At 40.3% G+C, this 19,340-nt stretch carries 21 protein-coding genes and 1 pseudogene; 1 reads left to right on the plus strand and 21 read right to left on the minus strand.

Features of this window, described 5'->3' with window-relative positions:
* Positions 1–38: 38 nt before the first annotated feature.
* The 11 genes from I2D69_RS08120 to I2D69_RS08175 form a co-directional block, all read right to left on the minus strand.
* Positions 39–329 (minus strand): transposase, encoded by a 291-nt coding sequence (locus I2D69_RS08120; protein WP_347708389.1) that lies wholly within the window; start codon positions 327–329, stop codon positions 39–41.
* A 114-nt stretch (positions 330–443) separates the two neighbouring features.
* Positions 444–2,108 carry a dicarboxylate/amino acid:cation symporter gene (locus I2D69_RS08125; protein ID WP_195379712.1) on the minus strand — a complete coding sequence of 555 codons (1,665 nt, stop codon included), beginning with the start codon at positions 2,106–2,108 and terminating at the stop codon, positions 444–446.
* A gap of 110 nt (positions 2,109–2,218) precedes the next feature.
* Positions 2,219–2,434, minus strand: a complete 216-nt coding sequence (locus I2D69_RS08130; RefSeq protein WP_118578092.1) for a hypothetical protein — start codon at positions 2,432–2,434, stop codon at positions 2,219–2,221.
* 42 nt (positions 2,435–2,476) lie between these two features.
* Positions 2,477–3,061, minus strand: coding sequence for a sugar O-acetyltransferase (locus tag I2D69_RS08135; RefSeq protein WP_195379713.1), 585 nt, complete (start codon positions 3,059–3,061; stop codon positions 2,477–2,479).
* Between the two features lie 60 nt (positions 3,062–3,121).
* A complete protein-coding gene (locus I2D69_RS08140; RefSeq protein WP_148462037.1) occupies positions 3,122–3,592 on the minus strand; it encodes a GNAT family N-acetyltransferase in 471 nt (156 codons plus the stop codon).
* Between the two features lie 85 nt (positions 3,593–3,677).
* Positions 3,678–4,124: a flavodoxin family protein gene (locus I2D69_RS08145; RefSeq protein WP_195379714.1), complete on the minus strand. Its 447-nt coding sequence runs from the start codon at positions 4,122–4,124 to the stop codon at positions 3,678–3,680.
* Positions 4,125–4,474: 350 nt separating this feature from the next.
* On the minus strand, positions 4,475–5,455 hold the full coding sequence (locus I2D69_RS08150; RefSeq protein WP_195379715.1) for a leucine-rich repeat domain-containing protein: 981 nt from the start codon (positions 5,453–5,455) through the stop codon (positions 4,475–4,477).
* Between the two features lie 319 nt (positions 5,456–5,774).
* Positions 5,775–5,933, minus strand: coding sequence for a hypothetical protein (locus I2D69_RS08155; RefSeq protein ID WP_173771427.1), 159 nt, complete (start codon positions 5,931–5,933; stop codon positions 5,775–5,777).
* Entirely contained in the window at positions 5,930–6,154 is a 225-nt protein-coding gene (locus tag I2D69_RS08160) for a hypothetical protein (RefSeq protein ID WP_173771425.1), read from the minus strand. The genes I2D69_RS08155 and I2D69_RS08160 overlap by 4 nt, the downstream gene beginning before the upstream one ends.
* 382 nt (positions 6,155–6,536) lie before the next feature.
* Positions 6,537–7,979: a hypothetical protein gene (locus tag I2D69_RS08170; RefSeq protein WP_173771423.1), complete on the minus strand. Its 1,443-nt coding sequence runs from the start codon at positions 7,977–7,979 to the stop codon at positions 6,537–6,539.
* The gene (locus I2D69_RS08175) at positions 7,976–8,455 is read right to left on the minus strand and encodes a sigma-70 family RNA polymerase sigma factor (protein ID WP_148462033.1); all 480 of its coding nucleotides are present in this window, start codon (positions 8,453–8,455) and stop codon (positions 7,976–7,978) included. Before I2D69_RS08175 ends, I2D69_RS08170 begins: the two co-directional genes overlap by 4 nt.
* A 234-nt stretch (positions 8,456–8,689) precedes the next feature.
* Here I2D69_RS08175 and I2D69_RS08180 point away from each other — a divergent pair, with 234 nt between their 5' ends.
* Complete coding sequence (locus I2D69_RS08180; protein WP_148462032.1) at positions 8,690–9,763, plus strand: helix-turn-helix transcriptional regulator; 1,074 nt, start codon at positions 8,690–8,692, stop codon at positions 9,761–9,763.
* A 59-nt stretch (positions 9,764–9,822) separates the two neighbouring features.
* Here the strand turns inward: I2D69_RS08180 and I2D69_RS08185 are convergent, their stop codons facing one another.
* From I2D69_RS08185 to I2D69_RS08230, 10 genes and pseudogenes are all read right to left on the minus strand, one after another.
* On the minus strand, positions 9,823–10,674 hold the full coding sequence (locus I2D69_RS08185; protein WP_173735590.1) for a DegV family protein: 852 nt from the start codon (positions 10,672–10,674) through the stop codon (positions 9,823–9,825).
* Positions 10,675–10,701: 27 nt separating this feature from the next.
* A complete protein-coding gene (locus I2D69_RS08190; RefSeq protein ID WP_148462030.1) occupies positions 10,702–11,457 on the minus strand; it encodes a GNAT family N-acetyltransferase in 756 nt (251 codons plus the stop codon).
* 30 nt (positions 11,458–11,487) lie between these two features.
* Positions 11,488–11,708 (minus strand): annotated as a pseudogene (locus I2D69_RS08195) (amidase); the annotation flags it as partial.
* 180 nt (positions 11,709–11,888) lie between these two features.
* Positions 11,889–12,938 (minus strand): FUSC family protein, encoded by a 1,050-nt coding sequence (locus tag I2D69_RS08200; protein ID WP_173735589.1) that lies wholly within the window; start codon positions 12,936–12,938, stop codon positions 11,889–11,891.
* Positions 12,939–13,017: 79 nt separating this feature from the next.
* Positions 13,018–13,737, minus strand: a complete 720-nt coding sequence (locus I2D69_RS08205; RefSeq protein WP_173771418.1) for a response regulator transcription factor — start codon at positions 13,735–13,737, stop codon at positions 13,018–13,020.
* Entirely contained in the window at positions 13,730–15,367 is a 1,638-nt protein-coding gene (locus I2D69_RS08210; RefSeq protein WP_226815022.1) for an ATP-binding protein, read from the minus strand. The genes I2D69_RS08205 and I2D69_RS08210 overlap by 8 nt, the downstream gene beginning before the upstream one ends.
* A gap of 37 nt (positions 15,368–15,404) precedes the next feature.
* Complete coding sequence (locus tag I2D69_RS08215) at positions 15,405–15,680, minus strand: hypothetical protein (RefSeq protein WP_148462027.1); 276 nt, start codon at positions 15,678–15,680, stop codon at positions 15,405–15,407.
* Between the two features lie 43 nt (positions 15,681–15,723).
* Positions 15,724–16,371: a TrkA family potassium uptake protein gene (locus I2D69_RS08220; RefSeq protein ID WP_148462026.1), complete on the minus strand. Its 648-nt coding sequence runs from the start codon at positions 16,369–16,371 to the stop codon at positions 15,724–15,726.
* A gap of 18 nt (positions 16,372–16,389) precedes the next feature.
* Positions 16,390–17,727, minus strand: coding sequence for a potassium transporter TrkG (locus tag I2D69_RS08225; RefSeq protein WP_148462025.1), 1,338 nt, complete (start codon positions 17,725–17,727; stop codon positions 16,390–16,392).
* A 204-nt stretch (positions 17,728–17,931) separates the two neighbouring features.
* On the minus strand, positions 17,932–19,293 hold the full coding sequence (locus I2D69_RS08230; RefSeq protein WP_148462024.1) for an MATE family efflux transporter: 1,362 nt from the start codon (positions 19,291–19,293) through the stop codon (positions 17,932–17,934).
* Positions 19,294–19,340: the final 47 nt, after the last annotated feature.

Below are 19,340 nucleotides of genomic sequence, written 5' to 3' on the forward strand. Positions count from 1 at the left end.
AGACGGTTTTCCGCCCGTCTTATTCGCCTGTTTATTCGTTACTCTGGAAGGCGCCCTTCGTACATAATACTCAGTTCACCATACACCTGTGCCCAGTTCCGGATCGTACTGGTCCATCTCTTGGTAACTTCAAATGTGGCAAGATACAGTGCCTTTAATAGAGCTGTATCGCTTGGAAATACGCTTCTCTGGCGATTCAGTTTCCGGTAGGTAGAATTCAGGGATTCAATGGTATTTGTAGTATAAATCACCGTCCTGACCGTCGTCGAAAATTTAAAAATTGGAAAAATTCTATGCGTTGTTTTCTCATATTTGCAGATAACGCCAATCATCTAAACTAATTAAATATATTATAAGCAAGTGCATGTACCTGACATAAACCATGGATTGGCATGTAGCTTCTATACGAAAGCTTAATACCTATTTTTTATAGTTTCTTCAATCTAACTCATATATTTTTCCATATCAAGCTTCTTTTCTGATTTTGCAACAATTAGGGATGCTGTCACATCGCCCAGGCTGTTGCTCATTGCACGCATCATTCCAAGCAGGGAGTCCAGTCCCATGACCAGTCCGATTCCTGCAAGCGGAACATTCAACTGTGTCAGAAGTACAGACAGGCATACAAGCCCCGCTCCTGGAACTCCTGGCGCACCTACAGAAAGAACAAACACGGAGAAAAACATAGACAGCATCATTCCACCGTTGATATCAACACCGAAAACTCTTGCCAGTGCCATGCCAAATATCACCAGATATATACAGGTTCCGTCCATATTTACCGTTGCCCCCAGGGGAATAGACAGGGAATAGATTTTCTTTGATATACCAAGTTTATTCTCGCAGGCATCCATGTTCACAATGATCGCCGCATTACTGGAAGCCATGCCGAACACCTGAAGCATTGTGGGACTGTATTTTTTCAAAAAGGGAATCGGATTCAAACGGCCGATTACTCCAAGTAATATACAATATACAATGATCATCGCCACGATTCCTACTGCAAAAGTTCCCAGCATGGCCAGCATGGACAACAGCACATCCGGTCCTGTCTTTAATACAACCGATACAATGGAGCAAAAGGTTGCAACAGGTATGAAGCGTACCAGCATCACTGTAATCTTCAGGAACAGGTCATTGCATGCTTCGAATATATCCTTTAATAATCTGGAATGCTCCCCGATCTTCTCTAATGCAATTCCAATCAGAACTGCCAAAAAGATGAGCTGCATCATGTTGGAATCTAAAAACGGTTTTACAAAGTTTGCCGGAATGATTCCTACAATTGTATCCTTGATTGAAATACTTACATCCGAAACCGACACCGTAGCTGCATCTCCAGCCAGTTTTGCCGCAAGCTCTGGATTACCTGGCTTCAATAATTCAAACACACCTGTTGCCGTAAGAATTGCCAGAACCGTGGTAAGCAGGTAAAAGCCCATGACTTTTCCACCAATACGTCCGGCTTCTTTCAGATCTCCAAATTGGGAAATGCAGCATGCTATGGAGAAAAATACTACCGGGCCTACAATCATCTTCAAAGCATTCAGGAACATTGTGCTGATAGATGTAAAAATAGTATTGTTCAGTGCTTCGTTCACGCCTGAAGGTACAAACACTTTCATCAATACACCTATTACGATTGCAGCTATTAAAGCCAGCATTGTATGTAATACCATGGCATGGGGATTTTTCTGTACTGTAATTTCTACCAGGTTCATGTTGTTCTTGTTTTTATAGCGCAGTCTTTCTTCATTCGCCTTGAGAAGGACATCCCGGATTATTTTTTCTTCTTTTTCCTGTGCGCTCTGAAGATCATCATTTTCCTGGTCCAGTACTTCTTCTATGGTATGACCATAAATAAACTGGAATTTCTCACCACGGAGTGACAGATTCACATATACCCTGCCAAACCTTTTATTCAAAATAATGCAGATATTTTCATCAGGGTCTTTGGCATGCTCCCTTAATTTCACCAATACTTCCTCTACTAAAAGCATTGTCTTTATGGTCTGCTTTTTCTCTATGCCAAACTCTTCCAGACCTTCTTTGATAAACTCTATTCCCGCTTTTGTATGCTTCTGCTCTACCAGCAATCTTTTGCTCATAGTTCTATTAATCCCTCCTAACCCTAAAATCTTTTATTTACAGTTTTTGATTCCACTTGACGTCATATAAGTTCCTACCAATACCGATATAACTGCAATAATACCGGAAATCAAATCGGTGCGTGAAGTTCTCCCATTTCTGATAAAATCGTCCGGACCTGTTCAGCATCATGAACAGAGATCATTAAATCAATATCATGAAATTCTGAAATAATCCCTTTAAAGTACAGCAGCATAGATGCGCCTAAAGCCCACTCTATATTTGCCTCATTAAATCGATGTGCAATTTTCTGTAGTAATTCAATTTTCTTCTGTATTTCAGGCATAATATCTCCCACTTGTATATTTATCTGGATAAAACATGTTTGTTACTGATTCCTACGGACCACTCTGCAAGGACTGCCTACAGCAATCACATTGTCGGGAATATTTTTTGTTACAACACTGCCTGCTCCAATCACAACATTATTCCCGATGGTAACGCCCGGTAAAATAATAGCTCCGCCACCAATCCATACATTATTACCAATGATAACTGGTGCTGTTTGTGTTTTACAAAATTCAAATGAGCCGTCTTCTTTAGGTATCCCGAAGCGATCTATGGCATTTGTCGGATGAAATGCCGTATAAATCTGTACATTCGGTGCAATTAAGGCATTATCACCGATACGAATTATATTGTCATCAAGAAAAGTACAATTCATATTTACTTCACAGTTATTTCCGAAGTAGATATTATTACCATAGTCAACGTAAAAAGGAGCCGTTATCCATAAGTTTTTGCCTTTTCCGCCAAGAAGTTCATTCAGAATTCGTTCTTTTTCATCTGCATCCGCAGAATTCGTCTGATTATAATCTCTTACCAGATCTTTTGCCTTATGCCATTGTGTCAGCAGTTCCGCATCTCCACAATCGTACAATTCTCCTGCCAGCATTTTTTCTCTTTCTGTCATAGGTTCCTCCATCTGATATCCAGTCCACATTGTTTTTTAATAATACCATAAAAACAGGACTTATAATATGTATTCCATTTGTCTTTCTTTTGTTCGCATTCCCATTTTCTCATAAAACTTTTCTGCTGAAGTATTTCCTGTCCATACATTCAATGTCACTTCATAACAGCCCAGTTGCTTTGCTTCGTTTTTTACATATTCAAACAGGCTTTCACCAATATGCTGACCTCGTGCTTCCTGATCAATACACAGATCATCAATAAAAAGAGATTTAAATGGAACCATATTGTTTGAAAAAGGTTGCTCCCGTAACTGACAAAATGCATACCCTACGCAAACATCAGCCTCATTTACTGCAACATATATTGGTGTTTCTTTATTCTTCAAAATCTCTCTCAATTCGTCTATGGTATATTTTGTTGTACCCGGAATAAAAATATCAGGCCTTATGTCTGCATGAATTTGCAGCACCTGTTTTAATAACTCTAGAATTCTCGGAATGTCTTTTTCTTTTGCGTCTCTAATCATCATTTTCGCTCTCCTTTTAACAGATTAATTTATCCTCATTTTCCTTCCCCAATCGCAATATTTCCATCTCTAAAATCAAGAAATACTATCAACCATGTTTTATCTGGCATCCTTTTACAAACTCAACTGCATTTTTAATATCTTCATCATCTGGATGCCCTTTTGCAATTCCACCAACCAGTTTAAATGGACCAAATGTGTCATAGCCCTTGCATCCGAATTTTCCAATTACCTTAGAATGCTTCTTACTCAAAATCTGCTCTATGGATTTATAGTTCGCATTTCCACCATAAGTACAAATCAGAAATACCTTTTTGTTGTCTGGTAAGTTTTTCTCCGCAAATCCCAATAATGATTGATGAAATTTCGAAAAATAGATTCCCGATGCAAAACCAATCATATCATAGCTGCTCAGATCTGCATTTGGCTGCTTTACAGCATCAATCAAATCAACCTGACACTCTTCTGCTATGCGCTTTACTAATTTTTCTGTATTTCCATGATGCACAGATGCATATGCGATTGCTTTTCTCATTTGTTTTCCTTTCTGAGAAAGTAAAGCGGATATTCCAGGTCCGCTTTGCTACTTGCTCATGAACGCAGTCGCTTCGTGACCTGTGTTCAAATTATCGAAGCTCCTATGTGTATGATATCTTTATATTATCATATATAGCTTAACTATTCTATATTCTTCGGATCAAAATAACCTGTTTTTGCAGATATTTGAGTATGCAAATCAGAAAAAGATCCCTTTGCAAAGCGAATGGCTAAAACACCTCCACTTTACTGGGATCTTTTCATGTATACAATGTTAATGTACCTCGACGGTTAATCAGATTTCCCTGTCAAGCGGATATTCCAGGTCCGCTTCGCTACTTGATTCGGTTAAATACCATATTCACCAACTATGCCATCAATATCCGGCATTGGATTCTCCGACAGCTGGCAGCTACCCTTCTGTACCTGGGATTTATTTATAATTATATATGCACTTGCAAACTTCTGAGTCACAAGCTGCAGCTGTTCATCAGTAGTATCCTCTGGCACCAGGATAGTAACTGTGCTGTTCTGTAAGTTCACCCAGTCTGCTTCCATTACATCTGGATCAATCCCTTCCAGACAAATTGTTTCGATTCCTGTCAGCATTGCAAATGCTGTCATATTAAGATTCTCAACTCCGCTGCGAATGTGTATTTCCTTCAAATCTTCACATCCGATAAATGCACAACTGTCAATATTCTTCGCATTCACACAGAACTGCTCCAAACCTGTAGCTCCAAAACACTGTACCCCGATTCTGTTTACCTTTCCCTTCCACCATACGGTCTTCAAATTCTTACAGTAATTAAACAGGTAATTGTCCATCTCTCCAACCCCGTTCACAAAAATCACTGTTTTCAATCCCTTACATTCCTCAAATAAACCTTTATTCGTATTTTCCAGAGGTGCATAACAAATCACAGTTTCCAGATCATGGCAGTGGGTAAAAGCACTGTCCTCTATAGACTTCAATGTCTCCGGCAGAATCAGACAGCGCATTGGCAGCCACTCGCCTTCTTTCTGATTGGTTGCCATATCCGAATGCACATAATCTCTTGCACATTCAAAAGCATTATAAGAAATATTTTCTACCGGCACACCACCAATCGTACGCGGTATAATAACATCCACAGATGTTCCGATATACGCAGTAATCGTTCTGCTTGCTTCATCAAACTCAAACTCTTCTTCCGGTAATGCTTCATAAGGCATCTCTGTCAGGCACTCCACGGCTTCTTCCGGAACAGTTTCTTCTGCCCTTACCGGTACCGCAATTCCTGCCAGTATTGCGATTGCAATCACCACAGTCAATATCCTTTTCTTCATTCTGCTGCCCCCTTTCCACAATCAATATTATGCAATCTTTACATTATCAGAATATAGTAAAAGAATTTCATTGTCACTATCATTACAGCCAGTAAAATTATGTTTAATCCAATAATTTTCCTTTACGATATGATCTGACCCAAAAGAATAGGTACACTGAAATTTACAGGACGAAGCAAAATTGCGGAAATAAGAAGCGTTTCTCGATTTCATTTCTGATTTCGAAAAACGCTATTTAAATGGCGGGTTCTGAGGGTACCTTGCCATCATTTCTTACCGCAATCGTAATATCTTCCATCAGCGTTCCACTGTTTTGTGCCTAAACTGCATACAATGTAACATCTTTATCCTGAATCGGATATGAACTACCTGGCATATAAATTATTTGTGCGTAAGCATCTTCATTGGTGGCAGGATCAATTACATTGGTATTTCGTGTTTCTGCCCAGCCCAGCAATATATGATTTGCTCGATTCATACTTGTCCCATCCGGTAGCCTGATTGCTTTGGCATCATAACTTCGTATCGGAGCAGGGCATATTTTTCCGTCATAGAAGTCCTGAAATCATCCACATTGATAAAAGAAAAGCCTGTTTCATTTCCGTTTTCTATCACAAAGTAAAGTTCTTTTCCAATATAATTTTTCAGTTGATCATAGATTCGAATAAGTGAAAGTCCTGCGTCAGGATCCTTTGGCATCTATTTTTTTAAATTTGGTTCTAAAGAAATACGGAGAATTACCTCCAACCTATCAGGTTGTTGGTTTTGACGATTCACCGATTGCGTCAGAATACCTTATACCATTCAGCACGATACATCAGCAAATCGATGTTCTTACTAAAGAAGCCATGGATATCCTCGTCATGCAGATGAAAAACCGTAAAAAGCGTCGCCCAGCTATTATGGAGACCCCCATTCACAAAACAGTACTACCCACTCTAATTAAACGTGAGACAACCATTTTTTAGTTTTTATCCAAAAGTCCCGGAATCCACATTACTGGCATTCCGGGACTTTTAACACGACAGCTGTTGACTGCCGGAAATGGTTAATTTGCTTCGTTTTTTACATATTTAAACTATTATTTGCGAATATCTACAAGTCCATTTTTTAGTATATTTTCAGAAAACTCATACGAGGCTCCATCACCGGTTACATTAAGATACAGATTTTCCAGGTCATTTTCATTTACGATCCAGGCCATGTTCAGCTGCACGCTTTCATCTGGCTTTATAGAGGAAATGTAGTTTCCGCCATTGCCATAATTTTCAGAGACATTATAATAAACCATTTCTCCGGTCTTTGCCATGCCATCCCAGGTGATGCGGTCATAGCCATCGCCGGACTGTTCCGTTGGAACGTAAATCTGTACTCTTCCATTTTCCTTTGTCATGGTTAGCAAAGCACCAAGATAAAGCATATGGTCGATTTCCTCATCTGAATTGTTTGTATAGGTCACTGTGGCATAAACCAGTTTCTGGTTCACAGCTTCTGACTTCACAATCTCATCCAGGGAATTGATTCCATCACCAGATTTTACATAATTCAATGTATTTGCAGACAGTTTTCCATCAGCCCCAATTGCTTCTGTCCATTCCTCCGGTATTTTGTCAGGCTCAAGAAGCTGAAGGTCATCTGCGATCTGGATGGAATCCACCTTTGCAGAAATGGTTTTCGTCAGATACTCACCATTTGTGTCTTCCCCAGTCGCATTCAGATCAAAGGTGTCACCGATCTGGTAAACAGGCAGCTCCTTCTCATTTACAGAAGTGATTATTTCATCATCATCATTTTCTATCTTTTCAGCTATCATGTCTTCACTCCAGGTAGGCATCCCGGCAGTTTTTACCATAGTTGTGTTTCCCGTAATCACCAGATTCTCAGCCACCTTTATGGCATCCTCTTTTGATACGTCATCTCCTATGTAGATCATAATCACACGGTATAAATCCGGGCAGACAAGGTAAATTCTCTGGTTAAAAGTTCCACTTTTGGCGATGCTATTATACTTTAGGTATACTCCCTGATATTCTCCAAATGTACGCTCCTCGCTATCAATAACATTCTGATCCTGCACAACCTGTCCCAGATCATTTTTATCCAACAGAACAGATGCAAAGCTAAACCCGCCGGTCTGTTCATGTTCCGGATACTGAAGATGATACTCGTCATTCCAGCTCATGCCTTTTGGAATGTATCTGGCAAACAGATTTACCTTTGGAACCTCATCTGGAAGCATGGTTTCCTTTGCCATGCTATCGGCATCAATTTTAACCGCTACACCATAAGCGCCCTGCTTCTCCAGAAACCAGTGATACAGATTTACACCTGCATATGCTGCTGTGGAAACTGCCAGCGTACAAGCAGCTGCTACAGCTGCGATTTTGGGAATCGTCCATGTTTTTCTTCTTTGAAGATTCATCACCTTTGTATCCTGTATCTGCTTTGCAACCTCATTTTGAATCATTTTATGGATAAAATCCGGTGTTTCGGGAATATCGCTTTTCATATCTTCTAATCTCATACCAGCACCTCCTGCAATTCCTGCCTTAATTTTCCCCTTGCCCTTGCAAGTCTCTTCTGAACAGCACCTTCCGATATTTCAAGGATCTGGGCGATTTCTCTTACGCTGAAATCTTCTATGTAATACAAAATAACGGGCAAACGCAGCTCCTCTTTTAAGGAATTTACAGCGGCATACAATTCGCTGTAATCCTTTGACTTTTCTGATTCCATTTCCAGTCTGTCCTCCAGATCTTCAAACGAAATAAACTTACTGGACTTACGTACGAGGTTGTAACATTCGTTGATCAAAATTCGGATCAACCAGGTACGGGCATATTTATCGTTTTTTAATGTGTCTATTTTGGAAAAAGCTTTTACAATTGTCTCCTGGATAGCATCTGCACAGTCCTGGTCACTGAATAAGATTGTTTTTGCAGTTGAGTATAATTGTCTTTCCGAATCCAGGACCAGATTTCCCAGTTGTTCTTTTGTCATTTAAATACCACCTCTTTTTCATGCCGGCCAGCTTTTTCTTTACATCTATTAGACGCATAGAAAACAAAAATATCCCCCAATAATTCATTTTCGCATAAATAATTATGATAAGCTGACTATGCAAATGCTAAACTAACAGTCCAAAAAAAACTAAACTAATTGTACTCTTGATACCTTCCTTATTTGCAAATTTGCAGTAAAATATAGATATAAAGAAAAAGGGAGGTACCAAAGATGAAATTATCACTTTCTGCAAATATAAGCAAGTTGCGAAAAGAACACGCTATGACACAGGAGCAGTTAGCGGAAGCTTTAGGCGTTACCTTTGCATCTGTCTCAAAATGGGAACGGGGTGTGGCGACGCCGGAATTAAACCTGATTGCGGAGATGGCAGATCTGTTTGAGGTGTCTATCGATGCGCTTATCGGATACCAGTTTAGAAACAATAACAGAGAAACTGTAATTACAAGGCTGAAGCAGTATTCTCACGACAGAGATACTGAGGATGTTTTTTCTGATGTTGAAAAGGCATTACAGTGTTATCCGAATTGTTTTGATGTTGTTTATTACAGTGCCAGAATCTACCGTTTAAGAGGACTGACGCAAAAGAATGCTGCTTATTCAAAGAAGGCGCTTTCCCTTTGTGAACGTGCATGTATACTGATCGGACAAAACAAAGATCCGGAGATAAGTGATGTTTCTGTTCGCAGGGAAATGGCTGAAATCCATTTTGCGCTTGGGGAATATGACAAAGGAATTGCATTATTGAAAGAGAACAATCCATGTCGGCTGAACCACTCTTCGATTGGAATGGTGCTTGCATCCTCTTGCAATGATCCGGAGGGAGCACTTCCCTTTTTATCGAGGGCATTATTAGATTTAACTGTGACGCACTTTGAAATTGTGGTGGGATATATGAATGTTTTCTGTAAGACAAAAGATTATGCAAATGCTCTAGCTCTTGTGGATTGGGCTCTTGCCTTTTATCCCGGGCTAAAAGATCCCGAAAAACAGGGATATATGGACAAAAGCGAAGCATTTCTTTGGGCACTGCGAGCGGATGTTCTGCTGTCGCTGTGTAAAAAAGAAGAAGCAATCAACAGCCTTCGGCGAGCAAAGGATGTTGCATTGCACTTCGACGAATCACCAAATTACGATGTTTCAAGTATCCGATTTGTTTTCTGTAAGACTCCTGCAAGCGCTTTTGATGATTTTGGTGATACTGCCATGATTGGGGTTGATGAATTTATCAAAAGCCAGGAAAAAAGCGAGCTGAGCAATTTATGGAAGTGTGTCAGGGATGAATAACAATTACAAAGCCAAATGAAAAACTATACTGTGCAGTTTTATAAAAAGGGGGGCATGCTTTACGATTTTGCAATATACAACACACCTAATGTGCCAGGTCCACAATGACTTGATATAACACCACCTGCCCTGGTTTCCAATATCTCATCAAAAACGCCAAGCTCTTCCAGATAAGCCCGCACTTTCTCTACAGTTTCCTGTTTACAGCCAGAATGTGTTATGAATACACGTTCTGGTCTCGCATTTTTTAAATCTTTTTCCATATCTTTAACATAGTCCATGATAACAGAATTAATTTTCCCCCGGTATTTCTTAGAAGCATTCATGGCGCCATTTTCTACTACAATCCTGGGATGCAGTTTTAAAATACCTCCGGCCATAGCCGCTACTGCATTGCAGCGTCCACCGCGGTATAAATAGGTGAGGGTATCAACCACAAAGCTTGCTCGCACATTTGGCTTTAGCCTCTCTATCTCAGAAACAATCTGGGAAGCTGTCCGGTTATTCTTTGCCATAATTGCAGCCTCTATTACAAGAAGACCGATACCTGTAGAAAGATTTGCAGAATCGATTACCTTTATCCTGTCAGAAGCCCCCAGCTCTTCAGCAGCAAGGCGCATCACATTTCCAGAGGTGGACATACCTGCTGAAATAGAAAAGCAGACAATTTCCCTTCCAGCCTCTGCATATGGGCGGAAAAGTTCCATGGCATCTGCCAGGGCAGGAGCAGAAGTTTTAGGCGTTGTCTTATTTGCGTCAGACCAGGTATAAATCTGATCCGGGGTAATGTTTTTTCCATCCTCATATTCCTTATCACCCAGAAGAATATGAAGCGGAAGAATGTCAATATCATATTTTCTCAATAATTCCTGCGAAAGGTCGCAGGTACTGTCTGAAATAATTTTTACCATATTTTTTCTCTCCTTAATAATCCCGATTCATTTTCTATCAGATTCCCGGCCTACAAGAGCCAGAAATTTTTTATCAGACTGTATTCCCTGTGTCAGAAATCTTCCATCTCTGAATAGTGCATACGTTGTCACCGGTGCAGGAACGTTCTGTGCGGCTTCTCTGCTTGTAACATGAATTACCCTGAAAGAAATATTGTGTTCTTTTGCCACTTCCGCCACACGGGGCACCCAGTAACAGGTAAAGGGACATTGATCTGTATAGTAAAGAACAAATCCTTCCTCTTCTACTTTCGGGTGTCTTGCACATTCTTTGAATTTTGGCGGCTCAGTATCTGTGTCAAATGGTAAATACATAAGAGTGATTCCGCAGTCCGAAGTATCTGCAACAGAAAATCCCTTAAATTTTAAATACTTCGGGTCTGCCAGAAATTCTTTCTTTCGCCCTTCTGAAGACAGAATACAGATTCCCTTTTTCCCTTGTTCTTTTGCATCACGAATGCATTCATTCAGCAAATCATTGGAATAGCCGTGTCCCTTCATGGAACCGGAAACCCATAAGCAGTTAATATATATATATCCGTCTGCATCAATGGGCACCCATGCATTTTCTGCAGGAATATATTCAATAAAACACTTTCCGCGCTCTGCACTCCGATAAAAAACCAGTCCTTCTTCAAAACGCTGTTTTAACCACTCTTTTTTTACGATACTGTTTTTTCCTGACATAGCACAGCAGATATGTTCCTTGTCAATGTTTTCTTTTGTAATTCTAATATAATGCATAATATCACCTTTCCCAGATATCATGATTGCTTAAATAACCTTGATCTGACACGCTTTCATGGCTTCCAGAGCCAGTTCATGACTCTCTGGCGTTACTCCTGCGCAACAGAGCGAATCTACAATGATTGGCACTTCCGGCAAAAATGGCTTCCAAAGGTAGGTTTATCAATGGGACCAGATTCCAGAAGCTCTGCAATCTCCTCCCTGATTTCCCAACCATAGGTACCGCGGATGCAATGCTCTACAGGAAGCCATATGAAATACGGCATGTTTTCTAAAAAGCCTATTTAAGCTAACTATACCACGTTATTGAGATTTCGTATACTGCAATAGGCTGATTTCAGCGTATATATTTTTGAAATTTTATATTTTCTATTGCATAAAAATAAGCCATTCAGTCAGAATTGCATCCAACCAAATGGCTACTTATATCAGTTTTCTCCTGCCATTTTTTTTGACATACCCCAATAAAACACAGCGCAAAATACCAGAGCAAAAACAACACCAAATACATTCTGAATCACTCTGAGGCTGACTGCACCCTTTAATCCATAACTCTCTGCAGCGATAGCCAAAGCGCCAAATGTATTAAATACAGCCTGCCAGCCATATTTTGCAGAAAATCCCACACCGATTCCACCAAGGATTCCTATGTATGCATAGATGGATGACGGAAGCAGGAAATACAATGCTGTAAAACAAAGAACTCCTGCAATATTTCCCACAATTCTTTTCTTCACTCTGTACTGCATGTCTTCCATAAACGGTAAGATCGCTGACATAGCTGCAATACCTGCCCACATTGCACGTGGCATTTTAAAAAGCTCTGCAATACAAAGTACAGCCGGTACACACAGGATCTGGCATAACTGCCATTTTGTCCTGGAAGAAGAGAGATCAAATTCCTGCAGTACATCCTGTATCTTTCTTTTATAAACCCGGTTTCTGTGATTCCGATAAAATACCAGACAGGTAAGTACAGCTCCTGCTGCCATTCCCACCAGTCTCATCTCATAGCTTTTCCCTGTTACGTCATATCCATACAGCAACAGATATCCAAGAACGAGTGTGGACTGATTAAACATAAATGGATTATGACAGCCGAACAGAATCAGCACTGCCAATGCAGCAATATTTAACAGCATTCCCGGTACCGGGGAAAGCTGATTTGCCAGATGTGGACACACAGTCATAACTGCGAAAAACAAAGCCAGAAGTATGGTAGACTGTCCGGTATGGATTCCGAGATCGGCATTTCGAAATACCATAAGACATAATAAGACAACGACTCCTACAATACTGTTCTCATTTCCAAGCAGAATACTGAAAATAGTAACAAATAAAAAACAAAATGCCATCGTGACCGCTACCTTCGCCATATATACAAACAGATGATATATTTTTTCTTTTGCGGTCTCACTTTTTTTCAGCAGGTCTTTTGAACCTGCCTGATTCAACTGAAGTTCCTGATAAAATGTCATATAGCACCTCCGCTTTTTTGTAAATAGGCATTTTATCACAAACAGGAAGATAATTCAAGAATGATTTTTAAGAGAATAATTACCTGGCCAGACCATTGCTTTCAATTCTGATCATACGATACCCAATTCCAATATGCGTCTGGATGTATTGCACACCATTTTTTTCTGGCTCCAGTTTTTTTCGCAGTGTCGCCATAAAAACACGGAGGGAAGCAACGTCATTTTCAGAACACCGCCCCCAGATCTGCTGGGTAATAAATGTATGTGTCAATACTTTTCCCGCATTACGGGATAAAAGGCAAAGCAGCTTATACTCAATAGGAGTAAGATGTAATTCTTCACCCTTCAGATATGCACAGCCAGCCGAATAATCGATCTCTAATTCACCATTTTTAAAAACAGATGTTTCCTGCTGTTCTCCTGGCTGCGTTATTGCAAGTCTCCTTTGCGCAACACGAATACGCGCAAGCAATTCCTCTACAGAAAACGGTTTCGTAATATAATCATCTGCACCAGCGTCCAGTGCTTCAATTTTATCTGTATCCTCACTTCTGGCACTGATCACAATAATCGGCATGTTCGACCAGGTACGGATTTTCTTTATTACTTCTACTCCTTCCATATCAGGAAGCCCGAGATCCAGAAGGACAATATCCGGATGATGAGAAGATGCTTCCAAAATGGCCGAAGAGCCGTTTTCTGCTGCCAGATATTTATAGTCATGTGTCTTTAATGTCGTAACAATCAGGTTTCTTATAGGTCTGTCATCCTCAACCACCAGAATTAATGTTTTATTCATTCAATGTCACCTCACTTAAGGGTAAAGTAAAAGTAAAATTACATCCATGGGGATCATGGTCCGTCAGAATCAGGGTTCCGTCATGGGCTTCTATAATAGAGTGACAAAGCGCCAGCCCCAGTCCCAGACTTCGGTGACTATCCGCAACTGTTGTTTTGCCGGTATAAAACATCTGGAAAATATGCGGCTTCATTTCTTCCGGAATCCCAGGTCCATTATCCTCCACGCTTATCTGCGCTTTTCCATCTGTTTTAGTTCCCCGGATTCTGATTACAGTACCTGGCGGCGTATATTTTATGGCATTGTCAATTAAATTTACCAGAACCTGTATAATAAGGCGGACATCCATACGTGCAAGAACAAGTTCTTCACAGTCAGTTACGATTTTATAATCGTCATGCTTCCGGCTGATATGCCGCAGAGCCTCTGCGATCACCTCATCTAACAGCTGATCTGTAAATTTGAATTTCAGTCTTCCATCATTTAGCCTGGTAACGGAAAGCAGATTCTCCACAACTCCGATCAGCCATTCAGAATCATCATAAATATCCGTATAGATCTGATGCTTTGTAGCTTCATCCAGCCGTTCACTGTTGCTAAGAAGCATATCTGCATTACCTGAAATGGAGCAAAGAGGAGTTCGAAGATCATGGGAAATTGCCCGAAGAAGATCTGCCCGCAGCTGTTCGTTTTTGGCTATCACTGCATTTTTTTCTTTTTCCATAGCATTTTGGGCATTTTCCATTGCAAGTGCACATTCATTTATCACGGACAGCAGGATACTGTATTCAAAAGAGTCCAGTGTTTCTTTCTGCAGCGGTATTCCTATTACACCGTAAACATTGTTCCCGCTCCGAATTGCCAGATATAAGCATTTGGCATGTGGAAAATGATGTGTGGATGCACCGGCACGCTGTCTGTTTTCATAGGCCCATCTGGCTATCTTCTGTTCTTCAGGTGTTAAAAAATCTTCCGCGTCCTCTCTTTCCTCACCGGAAAAAAGCTTTCCCGCTGATAAAGCTCCGTTTTCTACTACATATGCTGTAATATTGCGGTTTAGCAGACGAAGAAGCTGTGTACAGGTGACATCAAGAATTTCTCTCTCTCCTTTAGCCTTTTGCAGCAAACGGTCTGTATCAAACAGAATCTGTGTACGAAAGGCAAGCTGTGTAGAAAGCTTTGCATGTGTTTTCAGCTTCGCCGCAAGTGCCCCTGTAAGTACGGATGAAATTAGCATTATGAAAAAGGTCACCGGATAACCCACCGCATAGGTCTGAAAAGACATCCTTGGTTCTGTCAGAAAAAAGCAAAATAAAAAGACACTTAAGAAAGAACCGGCCACACTGCATAGATAACCATCTGTCACAATGGAAGTAAGCAAAACTCCCAAAATGTATATGGTTACAATATTTGTATCTGTGAAATCCAGCTTCTGAAACAGCAGACCAATCAAAGTACATACTGCAAATATAAAAACTGTCAGAAAATAATCCTTTGCAGACGGTTTTTCCATATACCATGTAAATGACCGTTTCTGATAGTTTTCTGTTTTGACCGTATCCGGAATAATATGGATATCAATATCCGGTTCGTCTGTTTTTTTATTATCCTCTTCAATTCCCAGACTCATCCTGCCAGTCCCCTTTTCTGCCGTTTTTGCAATTATATCATGCGACTGTATTATGGTCAAAATCCTTTTTTTCATACCCGGACTGTCCATCAAGAATTATAATTTCAGCTTCCTTATATTCAATTTTACACTCATGAATCTCTCTTAACAATTCTTCATCCGAAAGAGTATTCAAAAACAATATCTTCGATGACTGCTGTTTTTCTTCCGTATTTTCCTGAATTTCACCCCAAAACTGATCTGCTTTATTTGCAATATAAAATCCAAGTCCAAACAAACAAAATACAGTAACAGCCAATATTCCTTCTGCCATTGTCTTCACCTCTATAGCAGCCTCTTTATAACAAATGACTATATTATATTCGGAAACATTTCTGAAGGGCTCTGTATTCCCCTAATACCAGTAATTTATGATTCTCTTCAAAATACGTATCCGGTGAAATTGCAATACCAAATTCTCCTTCATTTTTTACTGCCAGAATATTAATATTGTAGCGTTTTCTGATATCCAGTTCTCCTACTGTTTTTCCAACCCATTCTTCTGGAACTTCCACTTCAAAAATCGCATGGGATGCATCCACCTCCATATAGTCGAGGATATGATCATCTGTGTAACGGATCGAGGCCCACTTTGCAACCTGCTTTTCCGGATAAACCACTTTATCCGCACCATTACGCAAAAGGAATTTTTCCTGAACATCACGCTCAGCCCTGGATATCACCAGTTTCGCTCCCAGTTCTTTCAGAAGAGAAGTTGTTTCAAGAGAATTCTGAAAGCTTCCTCCAATGGTTACAAAACAGATATCGTAATTTCCTATTCCAAGGGAACGCAAAAATTCAGCATTGGTGCTGTCACCAATCTGCGCATTGGTCACAAATGGTAATGCTTTATCTACTCTCTCCTCATTCCAGTCAACTGCCATAATTTCATGTCCCAGCTGATTCAGCTGCATAGCAATATGTCTTCCAAATCTTCCAAGTCCAATAAGCAATACATTTTTCATAATTATATTTTCTCCTTCTTATCCAACTGTTATTTTCTCCAGAGGCAGTTTTGCATTTCCCCTGTTTCTTCTTGAAAGCACCGCATAAATCAGAGTCAGACCACCTACACGCCCCAGATACATCAGTATAATCAGCACAATTTGCGAAAACATATGAAGCTTCGGTGTAATTCCCAGTGTGAGTCCTACTGTTCCCACAGCTGAAGCAGCTTCATACAGGCAGTCTAAAAGAGGAAGCTCTTCATATACACTGATTGCAAGTCCGCCGCAAAAAAATAACGTAAAATAAAGTATGGCTATTGTCGCCGCATTTTTTATCACATGATATTCCAGCCTCCTGCCAAAAGCCCCTGCATTTTCCTGGCTTCGGAATGTGGCAATTGCATTTAACAAAAGAACTGTAAACGTTGTGGTTTTCATTCCACCAGCTGTAGAACCAGGTGAACCGCCAATCAGCATTAACAATATCATAACAGCTTTTGAGGCTTCACTCATCTTTGAAATATCAATCGTGTTAAATCCGGCAGTTCTTGTAGTTACCGATTGGAACGCCGCAGCTAATAAGCGATTCCCTGCGGATAGATTTTTCAAATCACAGGTGAAGAAAAAAATGATCGGAATTAAAATCAAGCATGCAGTAGTCACAAGGATAATCTTGCTTTGCATGCGATAACGTTTAAACTTCATTTTGTTGGTATAAATATCGTCCCAGGTGAGAAAACCGATTCCCCCTATGATGATCAGAAGCATAATCACTACATTTACAAGAACATTTGCAGAATACCCGGTCAGAGAGGGAAAAGGATTTGCAGATGTTCCCAGAATATCAAATCCTGCATTACAAAAAGCGGAAATAGAATGAAAGACTGACAGCCAGATTCCCTTTCCCTTGTAATCCCATAAAAAAACCGGCAGCAGTAACAATGCCCCTGCAGCTTCAATCAAAAATGTCCCCTTTAAAATAAATCTTGTCAATCTGACGATTCCGCCAACCTTAGGCGCGGAAATCGCATCCTGCAGAGTACTTCTCTGCATAAGGGATATTTTTTTACCGGAAAGAAGGGAAACAGATGCAGCCACCGTTACCACTCCCAGTCCGCCTATTTGTATGAGTACAAGAATAATTGTCTGTCCTGCCAGAGACCAGTAGCTTCCGGTATCCTTTACCACAAGCCCTGTAACGCATACTGCAGAAGTGGCTGTAAAAAGAGCCTCATGAAATGGAGTTGGTATTCTATCTACAGATGAAAAGGGAAGCATTAAAAGAATGCTTCCCAAAAGGATCACTCCTGCAAATCCCAGAATTATTAGCTGAAAAGATGTCAGATGTTTTTTCTTATATGATTTTTTCGGCATAAATGATCAAACTCCTTACAAATGATTACTTTTTTGCTGGAGCTTATTATATATAATTGTCTTTAAAGATGGTATAAGAGAATCGGATTCTGTATTAAGATTGTATAAAGATGTGTTTCCGCCATATTCAGCCCGAATTCGGTTGTCGTAGCAAAAAAATAAGCCATTCCGTCAGAAACATATCCAACCAAATGGCTTTTATTCTTATCTTCTATCCAATATTTTATCAAATCGTCTGAAGAAAGTTGAAGTTGTAATGATTGCTGCCAGTATATCACTGATTGGTTCAGCCAGAAAAACGGCAAATACCTTATTCTGAATGAAAAGCGGCAGAATAAAGATCAGCGGAATCAACAGGATCAGTTTTCTTAAGCATGCAAGCAGCAGACTGACTTTCGCCTGTCCCAGTGCCATAAAGCTCTGCTGACAGGAAACCTGAAATCCCAGTGAAAAAATACCAGCCATATAGATTCTCAGTGCCCATGCGGTATACGTGATCAGATCCGTATCATTAGAGAAAATACCTGCAAAGAGCCTGGGAAACAGAAGCATGATCAGCCAGAAGCAGCCGGTAAAAACCGTGCAGACTGTAAACTGCGTAAAAAATGCTTTTTTAACACGCTCTTTATTGCCGGCACCGAAATTATAACTCATGATCGGCTGTCCGCCCTGGCATATTCCCTGCAGCGGTAAGGTTGCAAGCTGGCTGACACTTGTGATAATAGTCATGGCTCCAACCGCAAGATCTCCGCCATATCTTGAAAGGCTGGAGGTGAAACTGATGGACAGAATACTTTCTGTGGACAACATGACAAAAGTGGATATTCCAAGCCCCAGGCATGGTAAAATAATATTTTTTTGTAATTTGAAATTCTCTTTCCTGAGATGGAGAATGGTCTTTTTTCCTGACAGGAAACGAAGAATCCAGATGGCACCAACAGCCTGACTCAAAACAGTAGCAATTGCAGCACCGCTTACGCCCAGGTCAAATACAAAAATAAAAACAGGATCCAGAATAATGTTGATCATCGCACCGATCACAGTGGTCATCATACTGATCTTTGCAAATCCCTGTGTGGTGATAAAGGGATTCATTCCCATTACGATCAGGACAAAAATACTTCCCAGTATATAAATTCTTGCGTATGACACTCCATAAGGAAGGGTCTTATCACTGGCACCAAACATTGTCAAAAGCTGTGGAGCGAAAACGAAAAAAATCACCGTAAGGGCCACAGCCATAAGAATAAGAAGCGAGAAACAGTTTCCAAGAATCTTTTCCGCTGTCGCATTATCCTTTTTTCCCATGGAAATTGCAGCTCTGGGAGCACCTCCTGAACCTGCGAGCATGGCAAAGGCATTAATCAGCATAAGAATTGGCGTAAATAACCCCACACCGGTTAATGCTGCCGCGCCAACACCGGGAATGTGTCCAATATAAATACGGTCTACAATGTTGTACAAAAGATTAATGATCTGTGCCACAACAGCAGGAATTGCAAGCTGCGCCAAAAGACGTGGGATTTTTTCCGTTTCCATTGCCTGTGTATTAGATTTACTACTCATATCTGTTTTCTCCTAACAAATTTTTTGACATAAACCAATAAAATATA

The organism is Ruminococcus sp. D54t1_190329_F1, assembly GCF_015551645.1.
GTDB classification, from domain to species: Bacteria; Bacillota; Clostridia; order Lachnospirales; family Lachnospiraceae; genus Blautia_A; species Blautia_A faecis.